General features: G+C 59.9%; 18 protein-coding genes and 1 pseudogene. 12 read left to right on the top strand and 7 right to left on the bottom strand.

Annotated features, from left to right (window positions below):
* Positions 1 to 56: 56 nt before the first annotated feature.
* From NUH86_RS09730 to NUH86_RS09705, 6 genes and pseudogenes are all read left to right on the top strand, one after another.
* The gene (locus NUH86_RS09730) at positions 57 to 1976 is read left to right on the top strand and encodes a YadA family autotransporter adhesin (protein WP_267249321.1); all 1920 of its coding nucleotides are present in this window, start codon (positions 57 to 59) and stop codon (positions 1974 to 1976) included.
* The gene (locus NUH86_RS09725; RefSeq protein ID WP_267249320.1) at positions 1951 to 2754 is read left to right on the top strand and encodes an OmpA family protein; all 804 of its coding nucleotides are present in this window, start codon (positions 1951 to 1953) and stop codon (positions 2752 to 2754) included. Before NUH86_RS09730 ends, NUH86_RS09725 begins: the two co-directional genes overlap by 26 nt.
* Positions 2755 to 2914: 160 nt before the next feature.
* A complete protein-coding gene (locus tag NUH86_RS09720) occupies positions 2915 to 3298 on the top strand; it encodes a transposase (RefSeq protein WP_267249319.1) in 384 nt (127 codons plus the stop codon).
* Between the two features lie 169 nt (positions 3299 to 3467).
* Entirely contained in the window at positions 3468 to 4526 is a 1059-nt protein-coding gene (locus NUH86_RS09715) for an IS110 family transposase (RefSeq protein ID WP_267249318.1), read from the top strand.
* A 16-nt stretch (positions 4527 to 4542) separates the two neighbouring features.
* Positions 4543 to 4728, top strand: a pseudogene (locus NUH86_RS09710) (IS3 family transposase); the annotation flags it as partial.
* Positions 4729 to 4736: 8 nt separating this feature from the next.
* On the top strand, positions 4737 to 4916 hold the full coding sequence (locus NUH86_RS09705; RefSeq protein WP_267249317.1) for a helix-turn-helix domain-containing protein: 180 nt from the start codon (positions 4737 to 4739) through the stop codon (positions 4914 to 4916).
* Here NUH86_RS09705 and cofH read toward each other — a convergent pair.
* The 6 genes from cofH to NUH86_RS09675 form a co-directional block, all read right to left on the bottom strand.
* Complete coding sequence (gene cofH / locus NUH86_RS09700) at positions 4880 to 7237, bottom strand: 5-amino-6-(D-ribitylamino)uracil--L-tyrosine 4-hydroxyphenyl transferase CofH (protein WP_267249316.1); 2358 nt, start codon at positions 7235 to 7237, stop codon at positions 4880 to 4882. The genes NUH86_RS09705 and cofH overlap by 37 nt on opposite strands.
* A gap of 59 nt (positions 7238 to 7296) precedes the next feature.
* Positions 7297 to 8394 carry an LLM class flavin-dependent oxidoreductase gene (locus NUH86_RS09695; protein ID WP_267249315.1) on the bottom strand — a complete coding sequence of 366 codons (1098 nt, stop codon included), beginning with the start codon at positions 8392 to 8394 and terminating at the stop codon, positions 7297 to 7299.
* 509 nt (positions 8395 to 8903) lie between these two features.
* A complete protein-coding gene (locus NUH86_RS09690; protein WP_267249314.1) occupies positions 8904 to 11018 on the bottom strand; it encodes a PQQ-dependent dehydrogenase, methanol/ethanol family in 2115 nt (704 codons plus the stop codon).
* A gap of 119 nt (positions 11019 to 11137) precedes the next feature.
* Entirely contained in the window at positions 11138 to 12628 is a 1491-nt protein-coding gene (locus NUH86_RS09685; RefSeq protein WP_267249313.1) for an aldehyde dehydrogenase family protein, read from the bottom strand.
* Positions 12629 to 12955: 327 nt separating this feature from the next.
* On the bottom strand, positions 12956 to 13717 hold the full coding sequence (locus NUH86_RS09680; RefSeq protein ID WP_267249312.1) for an enoyl-CoA hydratase/isomerase family protein: 762 nt from the start codon (positions 13715 to 13717) through the stop codon (positions 12956 to 12958).
* On the bottom strand, positions 13714 to 14880 hold the full coding sequence (locus tag NUH86_RS09675) for an acyl-CoA dehydrogenase family protein (protein WP_267249311.1): 1167 nt from the start codon (positions 14878 to 14880) through the stop codon (positions 13714 to 13716). The genes NUH86_RS09680 and NUH86_RS09675 overlap by 4 nt, the downstream gene beginning before the upstream one ends.
* Positions 14881 to 15149: 269 nt before the next feature.
* On the opposite strand from NUH86_RS09675, the gene NUH86_RS09670 reads away from it, so the two are divergent.
* From NUH86_RS09670 to NUH86_RS09650, 5 genes are all read left to right on the top strand, one after another.
* A complete protein-coding gene (locus NUH86_RS09670) occupies positions 15150 to 16454 on the top strand; it encodes a CaiB/BaiF CoA transferase family protein (protein ID WP_267249310.1) in 1305 nt (434 codons plus the stop codon).
* Complete coding sequence (locus tag NUH86_RS09665) at positions 16451 to 17362, top strand: HpcH/HpaI aldolase/citrate lyase family protein (RefSeq protein ID WP_267249309.1); 912 nt, start codon at positions 16451 to 16453, stop codon at positions 17360 to 17362. The genes NUH86_RS09670 and NUH86_RS09665 overlap by 4 nt, the downstream gene beginning before the upstream one ends.
* A gap of 90 nt (positions 17363 to 17452) precedes the next feature.
* On the top strand, positions 17453 to 18883 hold the full coding sequence (locus NUH86_RS09660) for an aldehyde dehydrogenase family protein (RefSeq protein WP_267249308.1): 1431 nt from the start codon (positions 17453 to 17455) through the stop codon (positions 18881 to 18883).
* An 86-nt stretch (positions 18884 to 18969) separates the two neighbouring features.
* On the top strand, positions 18970 to 19461 hold the full coding sequence (locus NUH86_RS09655; protein WP_267249307.1) for a MaoC family dehydratase: 492 nt from the start codon (positions 18970 to 18972) through the stop codon (positions 19459 to 19461).
* Positions 19458 to 19946, top strand: coding sequence for a MaoC family dehydratase (locus NUH86_RS09650; protein ID WP_267249306.1), 489 nt, complete (start codon positions 19458 to 19460; stop codon positions 19944 to 19946). The genes NUH86_RS09655 and NUH86_RS09650 overlap by 4 nt, the downstream gene beginning before the upstream one ends.
* A 43-nt stretch (positions 19947 to 19989) precedes the next feature.
* On the opposite strand, the gene NUH86_RS09645 is transcribed toward NUH86_RS09650, so the two are convergent.
* A protein-coding gene (locus NUH86_RS09645; protein ID WP_267249305.1) for an IS5 family transposase occupies positions 19990 to 20747 on the bottom strand; the annotation gives its coding sequence in 2 pieces (ribosomal slippage) (positions 19990 to 20414 and positions 20414 to 20747; 759 coding nt in all).
* A gap of 513 nt (positions 20748 to 21260) precedes the next feature.
* On the opposite strand from NUH86_RS09645, the gene NUH86_RS09640 reads away from it, so the two are divergent.
* On the top strand, positions 21261 to 23477 hold the full coding sequence (locus NUH86_RS09640; RefSeq protein WP_267249304.1) for a TonB-dependent receptor: 2217 nt from the start codon (positions 21261 to 21263) through the stop codon (positions 23475 to 23477).
* Positions 23478 to 23497: the final 20 nt, after the last annotated feature.

Genomic DNA, 23497 nt, shown 5'->3' with positions numbered 1-23497 from the left:
GATGCCGGACCTGCGCGGAGGCGCGGAAAGGCAATCCCTCGAACGGGGGCGGAATTATGAAGGGCGAAGCATCTTGGCACTTGTCCGCACCGCCGCGCAGGCGATGGCTGGCGGCAGCAGTCCTGCTGGCGGGCGCGGGGCAGAGCATGACCGCCCACGCCAATAATGTGGTGAGCGCCTGTTCGGGCGTCAGCCTGCCCCAATCAGTGCTGACGCAGACCATAGGCGACGTCATCACGCCGGTTCTGACGCCGGTGGAATCGACCCTGAGCGCCTTGACGTTCGGAACGGTCAATCTGGGCATCAGCTCCGCACTGTCCAATGCGGCGGCGGGTGCGCCGGTCAACCTCCAGGTGCTCGACATCAACGGCAATACCGTCGATCTGGCGACGGACCCGACGTGCGAAACTACCTCCGACAGCTTCAGCCTGGTCACGCCGAAGGGCATATCCTTCGGCGGCAACAAGATCACCGGGCTGGGATCGCCCGGCTTTGAAGCCAGCGCGGGCGAACTGGATGCCATCGCCATCGGCAATCTTGCCAACACGTCCGTAGGGGCCTTCGGCGCCGTGGCGATCGGGGCGGGCGCGTCGGCGTCCCATGCCGGCAGCGTCGCGCTGGGTCCCGGGTCGGTCGCGAACGGCTTGACGCTCAACCTGCCTGCCTTTCTGGTGGGCGGTACTGCCAGTGCGGAGGTGAATATCGGCGGTCGCCGCCTGACCGGGCTTGCGGCGGGCGCCAATCCGACCGACGCCGTCAATGTGGCGCAATTGCAGGCGGTCAACGACGCCATCGGGACGCTGTCGGGCAACGCAGTGCAATATGACAGCAGTGCCCGGTCGCTGGTGACGTTGCAGGGCGCGGCGGGCACCGGCATCACCAATCTCAGCGCCGGGGCGGTGAACGCCGCCAGCACCGATGCGATCAACGGGTCGCAACTGTACGCGACCAACGATCTGGTCGCTCAGAACAGCGCCGCCATCACCCAGCTCAGCTACGATCTCGCCATATTGAACGATCTGGCCGTTAAATATCAGGATGGGACGAAATCCTCCATCGTCCTGGGCGGCGCAAGCGGCACGACCATCGCCAATCTGGCGGCGGGCAGTGCAAGCAGCGATGCGGTCAACCTATCGCAATTGAACGGCGCGGGCGGCGGGGGAGGAACCCCGCAGGATGCGTTGCCCTATGACCCGGCGATCCAGGCCTATAATGCGGCGCGTGGCGGCGTCGACCAGAAGATCGGCGGGGTCGCGGCGGGCCAGTTGAGCGCGACCAGCACCGACGCGGTCAATGGCGCGCAGCTTTATGCGACCAATATGCAACTGGCCTATAACAGCACCGCGATCACCGACCTTCAGGAAGGGCGGGCAGGGTATTTGCAGGTCAACAACAGTTCCGGCCATGCCAAGCCTGTCGCGAGCGGGGCGGACACGCTGGCGGCGGGCGCGGGCGCGGTGGCTTCCGGCTATGGCGGGCTGGCCCTGGGCACGCAGGCCCAGGCACTCGCGCCTTCTAGCGTCGCGCTCGGCTATGCCTCCGTCGCGGATCGGGCCAACACGGTGTCGGTGGGCAGGGGAGGGGCGGAGCGGCAGATTACCCATGTCGCCGACGGCGTCGCACCGACCGACGCGGTCAATCTGCGCCAGCTTCAAGGCGGGATGGGGCAGGCGGTCGATGTCGCCAATGCCTACGCGGACGTGCGCTTCAACCTGCTCGACAGCGGCCTGCGAAATTTGCGCCGCGATGCGGAAGGCGGGACCGCCGCTTCCATGGCGATGGCCGGGATACCGCAATTTTCCGAAGCCGGTGGCGGTACGCTGGGCATGGGTGTCAGCACCTGGCAAGGCGAACATGCGGTCGCGATGGGCATATCGAAGGTATCGGACAATGGCCGGCTCATCATCCGGGCGTCCGCGGCCTATAACAGCCGCAATCAGGGAGGCGCCAATGCTGGCATGGGCATCGCATTCTGACCCGCGCTTGCATGCGGCAATGCTGGCGCTGGCGCTGAGCATTTCGCCGTCACGGGGCGCCGAGCCGGTTTTCCTGCCGGAGGTCGCTCCCTCGTCGGAATTTCCCGACCCCAGCCGCGCCACCCGCAGGGAGGGTATTTTCCTGCCGCCGACGATGCCGCGCCTGCTGACGCCCGGCATGACCAAGCGGCAGGTCTATGCGCTGCTTGGCGTCCCGCATTTCCACGAAGGCCTGATCGGTGAGCGGCGGTGGAACTATATTCTTGATTTCTATACCGGTTCTGGGACCGAATATCGGATCTGCCGCTTGCAATTGCGCTGGGATCGGAAAATGCGGCTCGAAAAATTGGCCTGGAGCGACAGGGAATGCCGCGACATCGTATATCAGCCCGCCTCTGCGCGGGAGGTTCCGGTCGATCCGAAGCCCATGGCGCCGATTGCAAGGGAAGTGGCCTTCACTCTCTATTTCGATTTCGACAAGGCTGAGATTCGGGAAGAGGGCCGTCGCAACCTGGCTGCGTTCATCGCCGCGAACGGCCACCGAAAATTGACCGTCACGGGTTTTACCGACAGCGTGGGCCGGGAAGCCTATAATGACAGGCTGAGCCTGATGCGGGCGGATGCAGTGGCCAGGATATTGGTCGCGATGGGCGTGCCCCTGTCGGATATGCAAATTTCCGGGGCCGGAGAACGCTCCCCTGCGCATCAGCCCGGACATGTCCCGGACGATCCTCTGAACCGGCGCGTGGTGGTGAGGATAATGCCCGACGGATGGTGACCCCTACGGGGATTGCATATTTCCATTAAAGTATTGATATTAGGAAATAATATAATTTCTTTGATGATGGATGCCACCACATCATCCGCCGTGGCGCTGAGATGGTCACAAGGGGCACGATGTCCGTCACCTTCTCAAGGCCCGGCACAAGGCGAAGCAGGTGAACACGCCTGACTGCGAGGTCCGGTCCGCACTTTACCGAGTGCTGGGCGTAGACCTGACTCAGATCCATGGAATCGGCCCGTCTCTGGCGCTGAAGCTCGTCGGCGAGTGCGGTACCGACCTCGCTGCATGGCCCAGCTCAAAGCATTTTACCTCGTGGCTGTGCCTGGCGCCGGGTAACAAGATCGGGTGGCAAACCGCTCTCCTCGAAAACACGGCGCTCTTCGAGCCGCGCAGCCGCACTCTTGCGCTTGGCTGCAACCACGATCGGTCGCAGCGACACCGCGCTGGGCGCGTTTTATCGGCGGCTATCGGCCAGAGTGGGAAAGGCGAAGGCGGCAAGGGCAATTGCTACGGCTGTGATTATGTTGCTGCGGCTTGATGATTTGACCCATGCTACGATTGACCCTGTGTCATTGTGTTGACGTGTCGGTCATCAAGTCGCCCTGGCAACGGGCGAGATGTGACTTGATAGGAGCCTGACGGGTTCGCCCCTTCACAGTCCTGTCCTCTCTGAACGGTGCCCGGGCACCGTTCAGAGAGGACAGGACATGACCAGTACCAACATCAGTGGCGTCATTGTTGGCGTCGACACCCATAAGTCCACCCATGTTGCAGTGGCAATCGATCTGCATGGGGCCAAGCTTGCCACTTATTCTGTCCCGGCAAACACGAAGGGATATGGCGCTCTTGAGGACTGGGCAACTTCTCTGGGAAAGGTGGAGGCATTTGGAATCGAGGGAACCGGTTCGTACGGCGCCGGCCTCTCACGGCATCTTCGCGCACATGACCATACCGTACTCGAAGTAACGCGGCCCAACCGACAGTTGCGATACCGGCATGGCAAAAATGATAGCCTTGATGCCGAAGGCGCCGCACGATCAGTTCTCAGCGGCCAGGCCATTGCAGAGCCGAAAACACAGGACGGCTCGGTCGAGATGATCCGTCATCTCAAGATCGTGCGGGACTCTGCCGTAAAAAGCAGATCGCAGGCCATGATTACCCTGAAAACATTGATCATCAACGCACCTGCAGCGCTACGCGATACTCTCGATCAGATTAAGGGCAAAGTTGCGCTGATCCGTCACATAGCCGCATTCCGCCCCGGCGCCATAAAATGCACAACGTCATCGGCGAAAACAGCGATGCAAGCTCTGGCTCGCCGCTGGTTGGCACTGCACGAGGAAATACGAGAACATGATCGACAGCTGGAAAAGCTGGTGGCCGCAGCAGCGCCAAATCTACTTGGATCGCATGGGATCGCAACGATGACCGTGGCAGAGATGCTCATCCTTGTTGGCGATGAACCTGCTCGTATCCGTTCAGAGGCCGCCTTGGCGAAGCTTTGCGGCGTGTGTCCAATCCCCGCATCAAGCGGGAAGACTAATCGGTTCAGGCTTAATCGCGGCGGCAATCGCCAGGCCAATGCCGCTCTTTACCGTGTTGCCATCGTTCGGATGAGAAGCCACCCGCCGACGCTTGCCTATGTCAGCAAACGCACCAAGGAAGGAAAAAGCAAAAGCGAGATCATACGGTGCCTGAAACGCTACATCGTCCGAGAAATCTTTACCCAACTGTGCAGGTCGAAAACATCGGCTGTGACCGCTTGACAAATATAGGAGCCTCAACTCTGCCGTCGAGACATTCTTCAAATCCCTGAAGGCGGAGCTCATCTGGCGACAGAGTTGGCCAACTCGGCGACAAGCCGAAGCTGCCATTTTCCAGTACATCAACGGGTTCTACAATTCCCGGCGGCGCCATTCATATTTGGGCGGCATCAGCCCGCTCGCATTCGAGGCCAAGGTGGCATAATGAGATAGGTGACCGGCGCAAATCCGTTACAAGTCCACAACATCAAGCAGGCAACGCCGAGCCGCCATGTCCTCGACACCGAGAAGCGGCTGGGCATGGCGCTGTACGACCGCAAGACTCGCGGCGCGACCCTGGCGGCTGACGGCGCGACCTATCTGCGCATCGCCCCGGGTGACGCCAAGGTATAGGCCAGCTCGCTCTCGGTCCGATCGAACAGCGTGTAGAGCGTCGTGCGCTGCCGTAGCGGGCGTCCGGCAGAAGCGGCCGCTGCACGCAATTCGGGGACGCCGATCTCCTGTCCGTGCGAAGCGCCCGCCGCGCGACTGATGCTTTCGTTCATAAGTACCCCGCCGAGGTCATTCGCGCCCGCGGCCAGCACCGCCGCCGCGCCGTCGGCGCCGAGCTTGACCCAAGAACATTGGATCGAATCGATCTGGCCGAACAGCACGATCCGCGCCACGGCGTGCATCATCAGCGCCTCGCGCCAGGTCGGCCCTTTCCGGCTCTGGCCCTTGCGGTAGAACGGGGCCTCCATGTGGACCAGCGGCAGCGGCACGAATTCGGTGAACCCGCCGGTTTCCTGCTGCAACCGCCGAAGCGCGAGCAGGTGATGTGCCCAATGCTCGGTGCGCTCGAGGTGGCCGTACATGATCGTCGAGGTGGTCGGGATGCCGACCAAATGGGCATCGCGGCAGACGCCGAGCCACTGCGCGGTGGTCAATTTGTCGGGGCAGATCTGCGCGCGGATGTCGTCGTGGAGAATCTCCGCCGCGGTGCCGGGCAGCGAGCCCAGCCCCTCGTCCTTGAGCATCCGCAAGTAGTCGGCAATCGACATGCCGAGCGTCTGCGCGCCCTGCGTGACTTCGAGCGGCGAGAAGGCGTGGACGTGCAGGTGCGGGCAGGCGTCCTTCACCGCGCGGACGATCGAGCGGTAGGTCTCGCCAGTGTAGCTCGGGTGGATGCCGCCCTGCAGGCACACTTCGGTGGCGCCTTTGGCCACTGCCTCGCGGGCGCGGTCGGCGATCTCGGCAAGGTCGAGGTTGTAGGGCTTGTCACGGAAACCGGCCTTGCTGCTGGTCTTCGAAAAGGCGCAGAAGCTGCACGAATGGGTGCAGATGTTGGTGTAGTTGATGTTGCGGTTGACCACAAAGGTCACCTCGTCGCCCTTGGCCTGGCGGCGCAGGGTGTCCGCGGCCGCAACCACCGCTTGAGCAGCGGCCCCTCGCGTTGTGAACAGCGCGACGACGTCGTCCACCAACAGTTCGTTGCCGTTGGCGGCGCGGTCCAAGATGCGGTGGAGCGCGGGTGCGGTCGGCCCGGGCAGCACGCAGCCTAGCGGCTGCTGCGGCGTCGCGGGAGCGTGATCGGCGACGCCAGGGCTCCAGCGGCTGTCGCGCGCGAGGCCTTCGGCGTCCGAGAGCTTGAGAATGGCCGGCTTGAGCTTGGCATCGATCCAGGTCGCATCGTCGGTGGCGACGAAGCGCGGATAGACGGTCAGGCGTTCGACGAGCGGCCGGCCCAGGCTGGCGCAGACCTCTTCGAGCACTGCGATTTCGGGCCAGTGGGCTTCGGGATTGACGTGATCGAGGGTGACAGGGGAAATACCGCCCCAGTCGTCGATCCCTGCCTCTATCAGCTCGACCAGCCGCTCGCCGTTGAGGTTGGGTGGGGCCTGGACCGAGACGTCGTCGGGCAGAACGATACGGGCTGAGGCGATGACGCGGAGGAAATCGGCGTCGCTCGGTTCGGGTGCTTCCGCCATCCGAGTGCCCGGCTTGGGGCAGAAGTTCTGGACGATGACTTCCTGCAGGTGGCCGTGAGCCGCGTGGATGTCGCGCAACGCGAGCAGCGCCTCGATCCGCTCTTCCGCCGTCTCGCCGATGCCAATCAGGATGCCGGTCGTCATCGGCACCTTAGCGCGCCCTGCAGCTTCGAGCGAGGCGATGCGCACCGCCGGCACCTTGTCCGGCGATCCGTGGTGCGACTGGCCCTTTTCGAGCAGCCGCTCCGACGTGCTTTCCAGCATCAGGCCGCAGCTAGCCGCGACCGGGCGCAGCATGTCGTAGTCGGCCTGCTCGAGCACGCCGGCATTCACGTGTGGCAGCAGGCCGGTTTCCCTGAGCACCAGCTCGGCGCAGTGTCGGACGTAGTCGATGGTTCGCGTAAAACCACGCTCCGTCAGCCACTCGCGCGCAGCGGCGTAGCGGCGTTCAGGCGCGTCGCCCAAGGTGAACAGCGCTTCCTTGCACCCGGCCGCCGCGCCGGCGCGGGCGACATCGAGCACCTCCGCCTCGCTCATGTAGGGCGCGAGCAGCCGCGAGGGCGTCGTGGCAAAGCTGCAGTAGTGGCAGACGTCGGCGCAGAGCCGTGTCAGTGGGATGAAGACCTTTGGCGAATAGGTCATACGCGCCGGGCCGCGCTCATCGCGGATGCCGCGAGCCTCCGCCAAAACTGCTTCGAGAGGGGAATTCAGCAGTCGATTGATCAGTTCATGATCTGCGTGTGCCATGGCGATCCTGGTCTAAAGGGTCCGCGGCTTAAGGTTCACATGCGCCGTTCTCGAAAATCTTAGATAGTATGCGATAGCTTGGGGAGAACCTTTTCCGCAGCCATCGTGTAACTTTCTGTACCCATTTCGGATTCGCCTGCTGCTGCCCAAAGGTGGAGCCGATCGAAGCCCAGTTCGAGGATTGCATTGATCCGCTCTATGCAGCTCTCCGGATCGCCCGTCAGCGCGAATTGATCGATGAACTCCGGGCTTAATACCTGTGCCTGATCACTACCGGCCGAGCCGTGCTTCGCCATATCGTAAGTCTCTGCCACGCGCTTGAAAGTTTCGCGCTGAACTTCATTGGCCGGCGTTACGATCTGCTTGTTCATGATGGAAAAACGGGCGTGGACGGACACGCGCCCCTCGGCGAGCTTTCGCGAGACATCGATGTTGGGATGGGGAAACAGCGGGAGGAAGGCAGCAAACTTGACCTGCGACGGATCGCGGCCTGCGGCGACCAATGCTTCGCGCGCCACTTCGATACCCCATTTGAGGCGCTCTCGATCAGCACCAAGCGAGAACGAGATCGCGTCGGCATGACGTGCGGCCGCAGCAATCACTTTGGGCCCCGTGCAGGCCGCTTCGATCGCCGGCTTGGCGAATTCGTTCGGCAGGTATGTCAACCTGCTTCCCTCGGGCGCGTGGTTAAGTGCCAGCTTGTCAAACCCTCGGATCTTTTCCGGCAGAAAATCCGCAGCCGTTTCGAGTGGGACGCTTTTGCCTTGAAGATAGGCTTGCAGCGTCGCCAACGACTTTTCAAACAGCGACACCGAGATCGGAGACGCGCCCACATGCGCCAGCGCCGAATCGCCTCGCCCGATGCCCAGCATCATTCGGCCCTTGGACAGCATTTGCAAGCCTGCGGTGGCTGCCGCCAGGGCCGAGGGGTGTCTCGTTACCGGATTGCTGGTTCCGGTGCCGAGTTGCAGCCGCGTGGTGGCGGCGGCGCACCCTGCCAGGGTGACGAAGGCATCAGAACGAAAACATTGGCTGTCGACCAGAGAGCCGCCGTGCCAGCCATCGGCTTCGAGGCGACAGGCCCAATCGACGATCCCCGCCACGCCCTTATCAGCAGGCTGAACAAGGTTGCTCCAATATTCAATTTCACGGGCCATGATGCGTCCTCAGCAAGTAGACGTCCAGATAATGAGGCTTTGGCGTGCTCGACAAGGTGAATTCGGATGGTCTCCAAACCATTACATACAAGTTTGAAGATTACCCGGCGTGTCCGAAAGCTGGAATGGCTTTAGAGTCCATGAGGAGAAACCCCTCCGACTTCAGTCGGATGCTGGCTTCAGCCCCTCCGCATGATCCTACCGGCCTCAGCCGGTCAGTCATTCAGCCCCGATTCGACGGGAAAGCCGATAGTCCTGGGGAATCCCGCATCCCATCTCTTGAACGCCGCGCGCCAGATCAAGGGAGCAGTTCAGGGCATTGTCGCGACATCAAAGGTTGCCACGAAACTTGACGGTGTACGACCCGGGCCCGGTAAAAGGCCATCAGCCGTCTCAGCCAAGGTGTGCAGTCAATGTCGCGGACGCTGCTCGCCGATGGCTTGATCCCGCTAGGACAAGTCGCCCGGCATCCTGATTGTGGCCGCGCAGCGTTCAGCACCTGATTGACGCTATTCGTCTTTGGCCAGGGCAGCCTGTTGCCGAACATAATGCTGCAAAGCCTGGAGATCGTGGGCTTTAAGCTCATCAAATTCTGGCATGCCCAGCCCCTTTGCCGCGCCTTGCCGAACGATTTGATCGAAGACATCCATGTCGGGCACGATTGCCGACTTGCGAAGGTCGGGGCCGGTGCCGCCCGCGATCGCGCCTGGCCCATGACAGGCCATGCATTTGCGACCGAAGATCGTAGCCCCTTCTAGCGCCAATGCGGCGTCGATCTTGAAGTCCGGCGTACGCAGAATAGGCTCCACCTCCTTTTTGTAGGGCGGTAAAGTTTCCCGGCCTCCCAAAACAAAGGTCAATACCCGACGCTGCTGCTGGCGATAATCCCAACCTAGACGAGCTGAATCGGGCCCCATGCCTCCCGCAATCGCGCCAAATCCGGTCAGCACGGTAAGGTACTGTCGGCCGTTCACACGATAGGCGATCGGCGCTGCCAAAATTCCGTTCTGGGCATTGAAGCGCCACAGCACTTTGCCCGTATCGGCGGCATAAGCCACGAGATAGCCTTCGGCATTGCCCTGGAATACCAGATTTCCTGCCGTCGCCAGGACCCCGCCGTTGAAGAGACCGCGCTGCGGGATGGACCAGGCGGGCCTTTGCGTCACCGGGTTCCACGCCTTCAGCGCGCTTGCATACTCTGGTCCAGCAGGGAAAGGCGCGGTGATGGGGTTTCGTTTGTATCCCGAATCCAGGACCATGTTCGGTTGGCGCTGCCACGACTTCGCGTCGATGCCCGTTCGATCGTAAGACATCCCTCGTTCCGTGGTCGGCAGATAGAGCAGCCCCGTTTGTGGACTGAAAGCCTGCGCCATCCAGTTATGGCCGCCGGCCGATCCGGGCTGGATCCTGCCTTTGCCATCCGGGAAACGGGCTTCGGGATTCTCGACAGGCCGACCTGTCTGCAAGTCAATGCTTTTGGCCCAGTTTACGGTCGTATATGGCTCGGCGGAGATAAGCTTGCCGGAATCACGATCCAGAACGTAAAAGAAGCCATTCTTCGGAGCATGCATCAATATCCGACGGCTTTTGCCATCGATATTGACGGTCGCCAGGGTCATATCCATCGTCGAATTAAAATCCCAGCTTTCTCCGGGATTGGTTTGATAATGCCAGACATATTTTCCGGTATTCGCGTCCAGGGCGACAACGGAAGACAGGAATAGATTGTCGCCGCCACCCGGACTGCGAAGCTCCTGGTTCCACGGCGCGCCATTGCCCGTGCCGACGTAAATCCTGTCCAATTCGGCGTCATAGGTAAAGGCATTCCAGGCAGTTCCGCCGCCGCCGCGCTTCCACCATTCGCCGCGCCATGTCTTTGCGGCCATGCGCTGTGCGTCGTCTTCAAAACCTTTCGCCGGATCGCCCGGGACAGTGTAGAAACGCCAGAGACGCGCGCCGGTATCCGCATTATAGGCCGTGACATAGCCGCGAACATTTCCGGTGTCAGCGCCGCCGTGACCTATGATGACCTTGCCACGGAACACGCGGGGCGCGCCGCTGATAAAGCGGCCGTCATTTGGTCCTTCGGTGGTATCCTGTGACCAGAGCAGCTTGCCACTACTTGCACTGACTGCGAATAACTTTCCATCGAGTGTCGATGCGATAATCTTTCCATTCCAGTACGCGATCCCACGGGGCCCCCAACTGGCTCGCTGTTTCTCGCCGATCTCGTCTGTGACATGAGGATCATAGATCCACAACTCTTTGCCGGTCGTGGCGTCTACGGCAGATATTACGCTATATCCTATAGTATAATAAAGTATGCCGCCAACTTCTAGCGGTTGCGTGAACGTTACATTCGACACGGGAAGGTCTATTTTCCAGGCAAGGCCAAGCGTAGCAACGTTGCCGCCGTTTATTTCCGTTAAAGGACTATAATGTTGCTCATCATATGTCCTGCCAAATGCTGGCCAGTCGTCGCCATCCGTGCCCGACATGATTATGTCGTTGTTGTTGCCACCAGCAATATTGGAGGTATTCTCGCACGATACCAAAGAAATAAAACCGAGCGAGGCTATAAAGCCGCGTAGAAGGCAAGAGGAAAGTTTGCAGGTTGCAAGCATGCCTACAGTCCGATCCATTTTTGAGGCCAAGCACAACGACGACGAGAAGGCAGCGTTTTCGTCAACTGGGGTTGGCCGCCCGGCCCAGTATCGCAGGGAAAATCGACGGGTCATTCACGTTATTGATTCAATTTGACGAAGACTGACTTGGTTTCGAGAAACGCTTCAAGGCCTTGTTCATCGATCTCGCGACCCCATCCGGATTCCTTGTAACCACCAAACGGCATCGTTGGGTGCAGATGTCCGTAGCAATTCACCCAGACGGTTCCGGTCTTCAGTTGCCCCGCGACCAGATGGGCCGTGTTCACATTTGTTGTAAACACCCCGCCGGCCAGACCATATCGCGTGTCGTTCGCTGCCTCGACGACCTCGTCGATACTGTCGAACGACTTGACGACCAGTACCGGGCCAAAAATCTCTTCACGATATATTCCGCTGTCGGCGGGAGGATCGAGAAATATGGTGGGTTCGACGAAGTAGCCGTCGCCATCGCGACGGCCGCCGCCGGTTACCAGCTTGGCACCGTCTGTCCGCCCTTGCTCGATGTAACCGGTTACCCGCTCAAGCTGCCGTTGGGAGACCAATGGCCCCATTTGCGTCTCCGGATCGAATCCGCTGCCGAGCCTGATCTTGCCGGCGATATCGCTGAGGCCCTCCAGAACGGTATCGAGGGCTCGGCGCTGAACGAACAAGCGGGATCCGGCTAGGCAAGCCTGCCCCGCATTCATGAAAATGGCGTGCGCGGCCCCGGGAATGGCGACGGTCATATCGGCATCGTCGAATATGATGTTTGCGGATTTTCCGCCCAGTTCCAAGGTGATCCGCTTGAGGTTGTCGGCGCAGGATCGAACGATCTGCTTTCCCACGGCGGTCGAGCCCGTGAAGGAAATCTTGTCTACATCGGGATGATCGACCAGTGCCTGGCCAGCATCCCCGAAGCCGTGAACGACATTCACGACGCCGGGTGGCACGCCCGCTTCCAGGGCCAGTTCGCCAAGAAGCAAAGCCGTGAGCGGAGTCGCTTCTGCGGGTTTCACGATGCACGTGCATCCTGCGGCCAGAGCGGTGGAAACCTTACCAAGGAACGATGCCATCGGAGCGTTCCACGGCAGGATCAAGCCGACCACCCCGACCGGCTCCTTTGCGGTATAGGCATGCATCTCGGAGCCGTTTCCCGAAATCGCGGCCGAAGCGTTCTTGCCGTAAATGCGCGAGCTCAAGGCGGCTGCCGAGCGGACGCGAGCCGCAGACGCGGCTGCCAGCGCATTGGCCATGGCCAGCGGCATTCCGTTGTTCAGAATGTCCAGATGGGCGAGTTCCTCGGCATGAACTTCGACGAGATCAGCCAGCCGCAACAGAATCCGAGATCGTGCCTCGGCGGTCAATCCTCGCCACCGTCGGTTCTCGAAGGCCCGGCGTGCGGCCGAGACCGCCAGATCTACGTCCGCGCTCGCGCCATGCGCCACTGATGCGATTGGCTTGCCGGTCGCCGGATCGTGTACCTCGTAAGTCTTGCCGGAAGACGCAGCCTGCAATTCTCCGTCAATAAGCAAGAGTTGAGGCAGGTTCAGGCGGTTTAAAACCGATGAAAGGGGCTTCACTGCCGTCATCTATACTATCTCTTTTAATTATTGTCTCCACGGACTGAATAGTGCGGTGGATGCCACGGAACAATGCCGGCCGATGCTTTGCTCGAATGATTGTTTAATTATTACAAATGCGATCAATGCGCGAGCGTTGGGGATATTTGCTGATATGAAATCGAAGGTGGTTTGGTGGCATCTGGCGCCGTGACCAGATTCCGCGCTGGCGAAGGCTGGTTGCGATCCTTCCCCCGGCGGATCGCATCTTGGCGGCCCGCTGGAGGGGGGATCCGGCAAGCTGGCAATTCCCCTCAGCAGGGACGGCCGGCTGGCGCGCCTGGCGCGAACCGGCTTCTACCGGCCCACGAAGTTTCCGGGCCGCCGCTCGATCACGGCGCGAACGCCTTCCCGGAAGTCTTCGGTTTCCATCAAGGCGATCTGATGCTCAAGCTCGTGAGCCAAGCGATCGACCACGCGGGTCGCCATGCCCATGCGGAGTGTCCTGCGGGTGTCGCGAAGAGCCAGCGGCGCGTTTTCGGCAATTTCCCGTGCGAAGGCCAAAGTTCGGCTCGCGAGTTCCACCAATGGGTGTACCTCGTCCACCAGGCCCCACCGCAAGGCCTCTGCCCCGTCGATCCGTCGCCCGGTCAGCAGCATGATTGCCGCGCGTTGCTTCCCGATCAGTTCAGGCAAAGTCGAGGTGATGGCAAATCCGGGGTGAAAGGCCAGCTTCACGAAGTTCGCCACAAAGCGGGCCTCCGGCGCCGCGATGCGGAAGTCCGCTACCAGGGCCAGGCCCAGGCCCGCCCCGACGGCCGGCCCCTGCACGGCGGCGATGATCGGCGTCTCGCAGTCGAACAGGCGTCCTCCCGCCCCGTAGAGTGCCGTCATCTCCGTCCGCCGTTCATCGGCTGAGCGCTGCTGATTGAGGTCGGCGCCCGCGCAAAAGCTCTTGCCCTCGCTCTGCAGCACGATGGCGCGAATGAGTGGGTCGGCGTCGAATGCCTTCACGCGCTCGGCAAGCTCGGTGATGATGCTCGACGACACGAAGTTGTGCGGCGCGCCGGTCAGTGTGACTATGCCGACATGGCCATCGGTGGTCGCGACGACGCTCATCGGCGGAGGCCCAACAGGTCGCGCGCAACCACCCACTTGTGGATTTCGGTCGGACCGTCGTAAATCCGCATGGTACGCAGGCGCCCGCTCATCATCTGAAGCGGCATTTCCTTGGTCATTCCCATGGCTCCGAACGTCTGCATTGCCCGGTCGACCACTTCGTAAGCCATTTCCGTGGCATACCATTTGACCATCGAGATCTCGGAGCGCACGTCGCGGCCTTCATCGAGTTTCCACGCGCAGTCGTAGATCATAAGCCGAGCCGCATGTATCCGCGTCGCTGCCTCGGCAACCCAGAACTGGATCGCCTGCCGATCAGCGAGTGCAGCGCCAAACGTCTTTCGCTGGGGGGCGAATTCAAGGATCATGTCGAGCGCACGCTGGGCCATGCCGACCGACCAGGAAGCCATCTCCACACGGCGTGTGCTGAGCCTCACCTGCATCGGACTGAAGCCGCCGCCCTCGGCACCCAACAATTTCCAACCGGGCACCCGGCAGTCGTCAAGCTCCACCTCGTAAGACACCTGACCGCCGATCATCGGTATCCGGCGGGTGACATTGAAGCCTGGAGCATCGCGATCAACCAGGAACGCCGACATGCCGCCGCGCGCGCCTTTCTCGCGATCGGTGACAGCCATCACGATCGTGAAGTCCGCCTCGGCCGCCCGGGTGATCCAGATCTTGCGGCCGTTCAGAAGCCAATCGTCGCCGTCCCGGTCCGCACGGGTCGTCATTCCCGCAGGGTCGGAACCTGCTCCCGGTTCGGAAATGCCGATGGCCGAAATCGTCTCGCCGCGAACGTAAGGCTCAAGGTAGGCGGCGCGCTGCTGGTCGTTGACCGCCGCCATGAGCATCCGTAGGTTCGGGCTGTCGGGCGGAAGGGTGTAGGGCGTGATCGAGTGGGCCAATGCCTCGTTCACGGCCACCATGGCGACATAAGGCAAGTCGGTCCCGCCGACTGATTCGGGTGCGTCCAGGCCCCACAGACCCATGGCCCGGCTGGCCTCATCGAGGCGCTGCAACTCTTCAGGCGTAAGTTTGAGCTCACCGGTGTTGGCCTCGCGGTCCAGCAGCGCCGGTTCCAATGGAAGCAGTTCGTCGCGCACGAATCGACGGACGAGGTCGACAAGCATGCTGTGTTCTTCTGCGAGGTCGAAATTCATTAAGTCTCTCCAGGATCGCTTCGCTACCAGCGGGACACCAACGTGAACGATGCCACGTCCAGGAAAGGCCCGACTGTCATTAACGGACTACTACAGGAGGGAAGAGACGCAGGCGAGAAATAGCCGCGCGAAAACACAAGGGTAATAAGACAGGCTTGGGCGTTTCTAGATCGTGACACAGCCGAAGCCCAGCCATATCAAATGTCATGCTTTGTGCATCCCAATGAGTGGTGAGTGAGAGCCGGACGTGGTTTTCAAGGAGAGGTGTAATGGGAGAGCCCCGATCAGGTGGTGCGCTTTCGGATCTGAAGATAGTTGATCTTACGCAAATGCTAGCGGGCCCATTCGCTACAATGATGCTGGCTGATCATGGTGCCGAGGTCATAAAGATAGAAAGTATTGAAGGCGAGCTGGCGCGGCATGCCCAGCCATGCAGGCCGGAAGATATAGAACATGTATTTCCGGGTTATTTCGTAAGCGTGAACCGGAACAAGCGTTCCGTCGCGCTCAATCTGAAATCGGATGCCTCGTGCGAAATCGTCAGGAAGCTGGCGGCTAACGCCGATGTGGTGGTCGAAAACTTCCGCTCTGGTGTCATGGACCGTCTCGGTCTGTCGTTCGACGTCTTGCGGGAAGACAATCCAAAGCTCGTCTATGCCTCAATCCGGGGCTTTGGCGACACTGTGGGTGGCAGCAGCCCCCTGCAGGACTGGCCAGCCTTTGACGTCGTGGCTCAGGCGATGGGCGGCATGATGGGGATCACCGGCCCCGAAGAGAATATGCCGACGAAGGTCGGGCCAGGGGTGGGTGATACGATCCCGGCAATGCACTGTGCCTTCGGTATTCTCGCGGCCGTCCATCATGCACGGAAAACAGGTCGCGGCCAGTACGTGGACATCAGTATGCTGGACTCTGTTCTTGCGGTCTGCGAGCGGATTATTCACCAGTACTCAATCCAAGGCTACGTGGCCGGTCCTGAGGGTAACCACCATCCGGTCGGAACCCCGTTCGGATTGTTCCCCGCTTCCGATGGCTGGATCGCGATCGGCGCCCACAAGGATGATTTCTGGCGACGCCTTTGCAAGGCTCTCGACGTTCCGGAACTGGCGGATCGAGAGGGATTCGTGACGACGGCCCAGCGTGCGGTGAACAAAAAGGCCGTGCAGGACGCCATATCGGAAGTCACCAAGAAGTATAGCAAGGCGGAACTCACCAAGCGATTGGGCGCCATTGTTCCCTATGGGCCGGTACTCAACTCGGCAGAAATCATGGAGCACCCCCATTTCCGTGCTCGCAACATGATCGTCCCCATCGATTATCCCGGCATTGACAAGCCGATAGAAACCGTTGGCGTGCCGGTGAAGTTGAGTGAGACGCCGGGCGGTATCCATCGGCGTGCTCCGCGTCACGGTGAACACACGGCCGAAGTCTTGCGGGAACTCGGCATGGATGACGGCGCAATTCGTGATTTGGCTGAGAGGGGGGCGATTGCCATGCCACCCGCCGACTGGATCCAGGTCGCTGAAACGAAAAAGGCTTCGCGCGAAGCATTGCAGAAGGAAACTGCCAAGTGAATGAACGTCCGCAACGTCTGCGCCGGTGTCAGCTATCCGTTCCTGGGATCAGCGAGAAGATGTTGGCGAAAGCGGCAGCTTCCGGGGTCGACCATGTCTTTTGCGACTTTGAAGATGCGGTCGCTCCGTCGCAGAAAGACCAGGCCAGAAAGAATGTGATCAACGCCCTGAACACGCTGGACTGGGGCAGGACGGTTCGATGCGTGCGTATCAACGACGTGCGTACCGAATGGTGCTATGAAGACGTTATCCAGCTCGTGGAAGGCGCAGGGAATAACATCGACACGATCATGCTGCCCAAGGCGCTGGAAGCCGGCGACATTCGCTTTCTCGACCTGCTGCTAGGCCAGATGGAGAAATCGCTGAAGCTTGAGCGCCGCATCGGGATTGAGGTCCTCATCGAGGAAGTCGAAGGGTTGCAAAACGTGGAAGAGATTGCAACCGCCAGCGACCGGCTGGAGTGCCTTATATTCGGCATGGGCGACTACAGCGCGTCTCAGGGTATGAAAGTCAAGGATATCGGCGCGACCGAGGGCTATCCGGGCGACATGTTCCATTACGCACGGTTTCGGATCGCCATGGCCGCTCGCGCTGCAAAGCTCGATCCGGTCGACGGGCCATACGGCCGTTTCACTGATCCCGAAGGCCTCCGTCGCGAGGCAAGGCGGGCATTGCAGCTCGGCATGGTCGGCAAGTGGGCGATTCACCCCAACCAGATCGCTCTGGTGACCGAGATTTTCTCGCCCGACGCCGACGAGATCGCGTGGGCGCGTAAGGTGGAAGAGAAGTTTGACGAGGCCATGGCGGCCGGACTGGGCTCCATTTCCGTCGACGGCAGAATGGTCGACGTTGCATCGATCCGGGTTGTGCGCAACATATTGCGCAAGGCCGATGCGATGGGCCTGTGACGGGGTACGGCTTTGAAGTTTTTTGCTCGTCCGGAATGAGTTCGACGAAACTTTTCAGGTACAGTTTTGAGAACAGCAGGGAAGTATATCATGGTTGAGACTCTAAACCACTTCATCGCGGGCAGGCTGGAACAGTCCGAATCCGGCGACTTCGTGGACAATCTTAGCCCTGCAACCGGCGCGGTGATCGGCCGTGTCGCCAACGGCACGAGCGCTGACGTCGACAGGGCCGTCCAGGCGGCTATCGCGGCGCTCCCGGGTTGGCGCGATCAGAAGCCGATCGCGCGGGGTCGAGTGATGCTGGAGATCGCCCGGAACATCCGGTCGCGGATTGCGGAACTTGCGGCGGCGGAAGTCGCTGACACCGGCATGCCGGAGGCGCAGGCCGCAGGCCAAATGGAGACTGCGGCTGCATACTTCGAGTTCTACGGTGGACTGGTCAACGTGCTGCACGGTGATACGATTGACCTAGGTCCATCGTATCACTCCTATACCCGCCGTGAACCCTTTGGTGTGGTGGGCGTCATTCTCCCATGGAATGCTCCCGTAAACCAGGCCGCGCGCGCTATCGCCCCGGCGCTTGCCGCAGGGAACACGGTGGTGGCAAAGCCGTCTGAGGAAACTTCAACCTCTGCCATTCGGCTGGCGCAGCTCGCAGTCGAAAGCGGCCTTCCGGCTGGTGTGCTGAACGTGGTGCTTGGCGTCGGCGCGCGGGTGGGAGCAGCTGTCGTCGAGCATCCCAAGGTCCGGAAAGTATCGTTCACCGGCAGCGTGCGTGCAGGTCGGGAAGTCGGTAAGATCGCTGCTGAACGCATCATTCCGCTCACCCTCGAACTAGGCGGAAAGTCGCCGAACATCGTCTTTGACGATGCCGATCTGGCAACCGCCGTTCCCAGCACTTTGCGTGGATTTGCAGGCAACGCCGGGCAGATCTGCGTCGCCGGCACGAGGCTTCTCGTGCAGAAATCGATCAAGGACGAATTCCTGGCGAAGCTGAAGGCGGCGGCAGAGGCCTTGAAGTTGGGACCGGTTGCCGACGCATTTTTCGGCCCGATGATCACGCGCGCCCAGTATGACAAGGTTCTGGGCTATTTTGAAATTGCGCAGCAAGAGGGAGCCAAGCTGGTGACCGGGGGCAAGGCGCTTTCGGGCGATGGTATAGGCGATGGCTGGTATGTACCGCCGACGATCTACGAAGTCCGGCCAGAGATGCGGACCGCCAGCGAGGAAATCTTCGGGCCGGTCCTCTCGGTTATCCCGTTTGACGACGAGGAGGACGCGATCCGGATCGCCAACGCTACGGAATACGGCCTAGCTGCGGGAATCCACACACAGAATTTGAGCAGAGCCCATCGGGTCGCGGCTCGTCTCGAAGCTGGCCAGGTCTATATCAACGAATATCTTGCGGGGGGCATCGAGACCCCGTTCGGGGGGTTCAAGCAAAGCGGCTACGGGCGCGAAAAGGGCATCGAGGCACTTCATCATTATACCCAGCTGAAATGCGTCACGGTGCGGCTCTAGCGCGCCCACTTGGAAATCCAGCCGCGCAAGAGACATAAAAGGTGGCGTCCTAACGAAAGCTGGGCCCATATCAATTGGAGTCCAAAATGACCGAAGATGTGCGTGCGAGAGCGAAGTTAGTGCTCAAGGGCCGAATATTCGACGATTTTCAAGTGGGCCAGATATTCCATCACCATTGGGGCCGCACGATATCGGAGGCGGACACGCTGTTTTTTTCCACGCTCATCCTGGCGTTCAATCCGCTCTACCTAAACCGTTCCTTCGCAATCGAGCATGGCCATCCCGACATCGTTGTGAATCCGCAGCTCGTCTTCAACACAATTTTGGGAATGAGCGTTGAAGATTGCAGCGAGATAGGCGGCCCGTTTCTCGGCGTTTACGATCTTACCTATGATCGGCCGGTTTATCCTGGCACCACCCTGGTGGCACGCAGCGAGACTGTGGAGGTTCGAACCTCAGAGAGCAACCCGGCCAACGGCATCGTTACATGGCGGACGGAAGGTTTCGATCAGGACGACAACCGGGTGATCGGTTTTCGCCGATCAAATCTGGTTCGCAAGAAGCGGATGGACATATGAAAATGGAAGCGCTTACTGGAAGTGACAACTACTTCGAAGATTTCGAAGTGGGGGCTGCGCTTCGTCATGCCCGGGGCAAGACGGTTACGAACCTTGAGAATGTGCTATTTACCAACATGGTTCTCAACACGGCGCAGGGCCATTTCAACGAGCATCTGGTAGCGATCAGGGGAACGGGTCACATCGTCGTCTATGGCGGTGTTACCTTCTCCTTGATCCTTGGCCTTTCGACGCAGGACTGCTGCGAGAACGCTCTGGCTGAGTTGGGTCTCGATAATGTTCAACTCAAGAAGCCGGTCACACATGGCGACACCCTTTATGCCTATTCGGAAGTGCTGGAGAAGAGCGATAGTGATCGCGAAGATGCCGGCGTCGTCCGTTTCTGCCACTATGGCTACAACCAGCGTGACGAACTGGTGGTCCAAGTTGAGCGCACGGCATTGATCAAACGCCGAACTCATTGGGTTAAGGCTTCGCCTGGGTGATTTGGCCTGACAGCATGATTGAGTTAGGCTCAGGACTCATTGATCAGAGCCAGAAGATGACGGTGGCGGCGAGAGCGATGGCTGAGAAGAAGGCCGTAGGGCACCGATCGTAGCGGGTGGCGACGCGGCGCCAGTCCTTGAGGCGACCGAACATGATTTCGATGCGGTTGCGGCGTTTGTAGCGACGCTTGTCGTATTTGATGGGATCGAGACGGGATTTCCGTCCAGGAATGCAGGGCTTGATCCCCTTTTGCTGAAGGGCTTCCCTGAACCAGTCGGCGTCATAGCCGCGGTCTCCCAGCAGCCATTGCGCCTTGGGAAGGTCGTCGAGTAGCGCAGCAGCACCGGTATAATCGCTGATCTGGCCTGCGGTCATGAAGAAGCTGAGTGGACGACCGTTGGCATCGGTGACGGCATGAAGCTTGGTGTTCATGCCTCCTTTGGTGCGGCCGATCAGCCGCCCGAGATCCCCTTTTTTACCCGCAGGCTCGATGCCGTGCGGTGCGCCTTCAAGTAGGTCGCATCGATCATGACCGTCTTCGGATCGGCGCCCTCGGCCGCCAGCCCTTCCATCATGCGGAGGAAGACACCCATCTCGCCCCATCGCTTCCATCGGTTGTAGAGCGTCTTGTGCGGGCCATAGTCCTTCGGCGCATCACGCCAGCGCGACCCGTTGCGATTGACGAAGATGATCCCGCTCAGCACCCGCCGATCATCAACTCGTGGCTTGCCGTGGCTCTTGGGAAAATACGGTCGGAGCCGCGCCATCTGCTCGTCCGTCAGCCAGTACAGGTCGCTCATGTTCAGTCTCCTTGCGGAGCCTGAATCAGATCATGCCTCTCGGATCAATGGGGCCTGAGCCTAGTACAGTGGCCACGCCGCTGTTCTGGAAAAAAGTGAATTCAACCTGGCGTCGGGGGGCGGCGAGCTGTACCCGATGCCTTGGATCATCCCCAAATGAGGATCGGGCCCGACGGGCGGGCTCGCTGGCGTGCGTGGCGGGCGCGCCGACGGCGGTATAGCCCGACATCTCAGCTTGCCCGAATCCAGTCAGTATCGATTCCCTTTGGGGCCGCAGGTGGCCAGCTATCTCAACCGTAATATGTCTCGAACAGTGGGCTGTGAGAGAGACGTAATGGCAATGCGATGTTATAAAAATGTCTCGGCTTGGTTCTGAAAGTCCTGATTGAGGCGCCTTCGTAATTGCGCGAAAATCACAAGCGCTAATAATAATATATATGGAATTATAAAAAGCAAAATTTCGATCGAACGAAAAATATACGTCCATAGAGGAACGATCGGGAGGGTGATTAAATGAAAAAAATGCCTTCAAGTGTTATAATCGCGGGTCTATTCGCCTCGGTCTCCTTCCCGGTCTTGGCGCAAACTGAACCACGCGACGAGGGTGCGAGCGATATTGGAGCGATCGTGGTCACCGCCCAGCGCCGTCAGCAAAACCTGCAGGACGTACCGCTCGCCGTTACGGCGATAAGTTCGGATGCGCTGGTGCGTGCCGGGGCGCCTGACACTCAGCAGTTGGTTAAGCTGACGCCGAGCCTGACGATGACGCAGACCAACATTTCGGTAACGCCATTCATTCGTGGCATTGGCACGGCTCAGGGTACGGTGGGTACGGATGCCGCCGTGGCAACTTATGTCGATGGCGTATACATCCAATCGGCCCAGGCGGCGCTGTTCAACTTCAACAACATCGAACGTGTTGAAGTCTTGCGCGGCCCTCAAGGTACGCTCTTTGGGCGCAACACCACGGGCGGTCTCATCCAGGTCGTCACCAAAGACCCTTCGCACATCACCGCGGTGGACATCAGCACCAGCTATCAAAACTTCGACACGATCATCGGTAATCTTTACGCTACCGGCGGGCTCAGCAGGGATTTCGCTATGAGTATTGCTCTGGCGGGACGCAAGCAGGGGCGCGGTTACGGCCGCAACACTTTCCTCAACGAGGACATCGACCGGCAGAATTTTTGGGCCGGGCGGACTGAGCTTCAGTACGAGGCGGGCGGGCTTACGGTCAATCTGGCGGGCGACTACCAGCACTCAGATGGCGGGATTGGCTTGAACAGGCAGCCGATTCCGGGCACCAATTTCTTCACTGGCAGCCCTGGGTCCTTGAGAGCGCGTGAGACCCAGAGCAACGTCTCGGCCGGACACAGTCTGTACCAGTGGGGCGCAACGCTAGACGCGAGCGTTGATCTTTCCACCTCTGTCAGTCTTCACAATCTTTTGGCCTATCGCAAAACCGCATCGAGTTACCTGTATGATCAGGACGCGTCTTCAGTCGCCGTTGCGGACGTGGATATCTACCAGTTCGATCAGAGCCTGCAGCAGGAACTATTCATTGCGGCGGATTTGGGTGCGCTAAGCCTGACTTCGGGACTGTTCTACTACTGGACGCTGGGCGGGGCCGATCCCATCCAGACATCATCCGCGGTACGCGCAAGTCTCAACCTGCGCCGCTTCTCGCGCATTACTACCAAAGCGTACGCCGCCTACACGCAGGGGACGTATGCGCTTGGCGATGCGACTAACCTGACTGTGGGTTTTCGTTACACGCATGAAGATAGAACCAGCGATGGCTACGTAACTGACCTAACAGGGGAAATTATTGCTGCTGCCAGCCTGACCGAGCCCGTCAAGAAATCGACGGGAAAATTGACTTGGCGTTTTGCGCTCGATCACAAGTTCGGGGATGACATTCTCATATATGCGTCAATGAACAGGGGGTATCGAGGCGGCAGTTTTAACGGTGCAACCCCCACTCAACCTGTACTCAAGCCAGAAGTGCTGGACTCATACGAAGCGGGTATCAAGACCGAACTGTTTGACAAGCAGGTCTCGTTCAATATTGCCGGATATCTCTACAACTATGACAATTTGGCGGTAAACCAGGTCGTCGCGGGATCTATAATTGCCGTCAATGCCGCTAAGGCGAAGGCCCGGGGGCTGGAGATGGAGCTAGATGTTGCTCCGCGTATTTCTTACGGAAAGCTTAGGATACATTCCTCAGTCGGATATGCTTGGGGAGAGTATTCGTCATTTCCGGATGGACCAATCTCGATCCCCAATCCGTTCACTTCGACGCCGGCGGGTCTGACTTGTTTCAGCGGTAGCGCCGTTATCACCAGTTCGACGGCAACTGGCGGAAATACAACATGTACCGGTGATCTTTCAGGTAACAGACTTGTTCGGATGCCGAAATGGACTGCGACCCTGGGGGCTGAGTATAGTTTCCGGGCGGCAGGGGGTGAGGTTACTCTCAGCGGAGATTATTACCATTCAAGCAGCTTCTTCTTCGAACCGGCTAATAGACTTACACAACCCGCCTATTCTTTGATCAGCGCGCAAATTTCGTTTCAACCGGAAGGAAGTCCATTGCGGCTTCGGATCTTCGGGTCGAACCTCGAAAATACGACTTATTTGTCGCAGGGTAGCGAACAGTCGCTGGGAGACCTTGTCTCCTATGGGACGCCCCGTACCTATGGTGTGGGTGCCGATATTAGTTTCTGAGGCTATGAATTCAGTCGATG

The sequence above is a fragment of the Sphingobium sp. JS3065 genome (assembly GCF_026427355.1).
In the GTDB taxonomy this organism is placed as follows: Bacteria; Pseudomonadota; Alphaproteobacteria; order Sphingomonadales; family Sphingomonadaceae; genus Sphingobium.
This window is presented reverse-complemented; position numbering and strand designations above follow the sequence as displayed.

Coding starts and splice junctions, on each gene's coding strand:
- NUH86_RS09670 (WP_267249310.1), top strand. CDS start 15,150: ATGGGAGAGCCCCGATCAGGTGGTGCGCTTTCGGATCTGAAGATAGTT.
- NUH86_RS09680 (WP_267249312.1), bottom strand. CDS start 13,717: ATGAGCGTCGTCGCGACCACCGATGGCCATGTCGGCATAGTCACACTG.
- NUH86_RS09650 (WP_267249306.1), top strand. CDS start 19,458: ATGAAAATGGAAGCGCTTACTGGAAGTGACAACTACTTCGAAGATTTC.
- NUH86_RS09690 (WP_267249314.1), bottom strand. CDS start 11,018: ATGCTTGCAACCTGCAAACTTTCCTCTTGCCTTCTACGCGGCTTTATA.
- NUH86_RS09695 (WP_267249315.1), bottom strand. CDS start 8,394: ATGGCCCGTGAAATTGAATATTGGAGCAACCTTGTTCAGCCTGCTGAT.
- NUH86_RS09715 (WP_267249318.1), top strand. CDS start 3,468: ATGACCAGTACCAACATCAGTGGCGTCATTGTTGGCGTCGACACCCAT.
- NUH86_RS09685 (WP_267249313.1), bottom strand. CDS start 12,628: ATGACGGCAGTGAAGCCCCTTTCATCGGTTTTAAACCGCCTGAACCTG.
- NUH86_RS09730 (WP_267249321.1), top strand. CDS start 57: ATGAAGGGCGAAGCATCTTGGCACTTGTCCGCACCGCCGCGCAGGCGA.
- NUH86_RS09725 (WP_267249320.1), top strand. CDS start 1,951: ATGCTGGCATGGGCATCGCATTCTGACCCGCGCTTGCATGCGGCAATG.
- cofH (WP_267249316.1), bottom strand. CDS start 7,237: ATGGCACACGCAGATCATGAACTGATCAATCGACTGCTGAATTCCCCT.
- NUH86_RS09660 (WP_267249308.1), top strand. CDS start 17,453: ATGGTTGAGACTCTAAACCACTTCATCGCGGGCAGGCTGGAACAGTCC.
- NUH86_RS09675 (WP_267249311.1), bottom strand. CDS start 14,880: ATGAATTTCGACCTCGCAGAAGAACACAGCATGCTTGTCGACCTCGTC.
- NUH86_RS09655 (WP_267249307.1), top strand. CDS start 18,970: ATGACCGAAGATGTGCGTGCGAGAGCGAAGTTAGTGCTCAAGGGCCGA.
- NUH86_RS09640 (WP_267249304.1), top strand. CDS start 21,261: ATGAAAAAAATGCCTTCAAGTGTTATAATCGCGGGTCTATTCGCCTCG.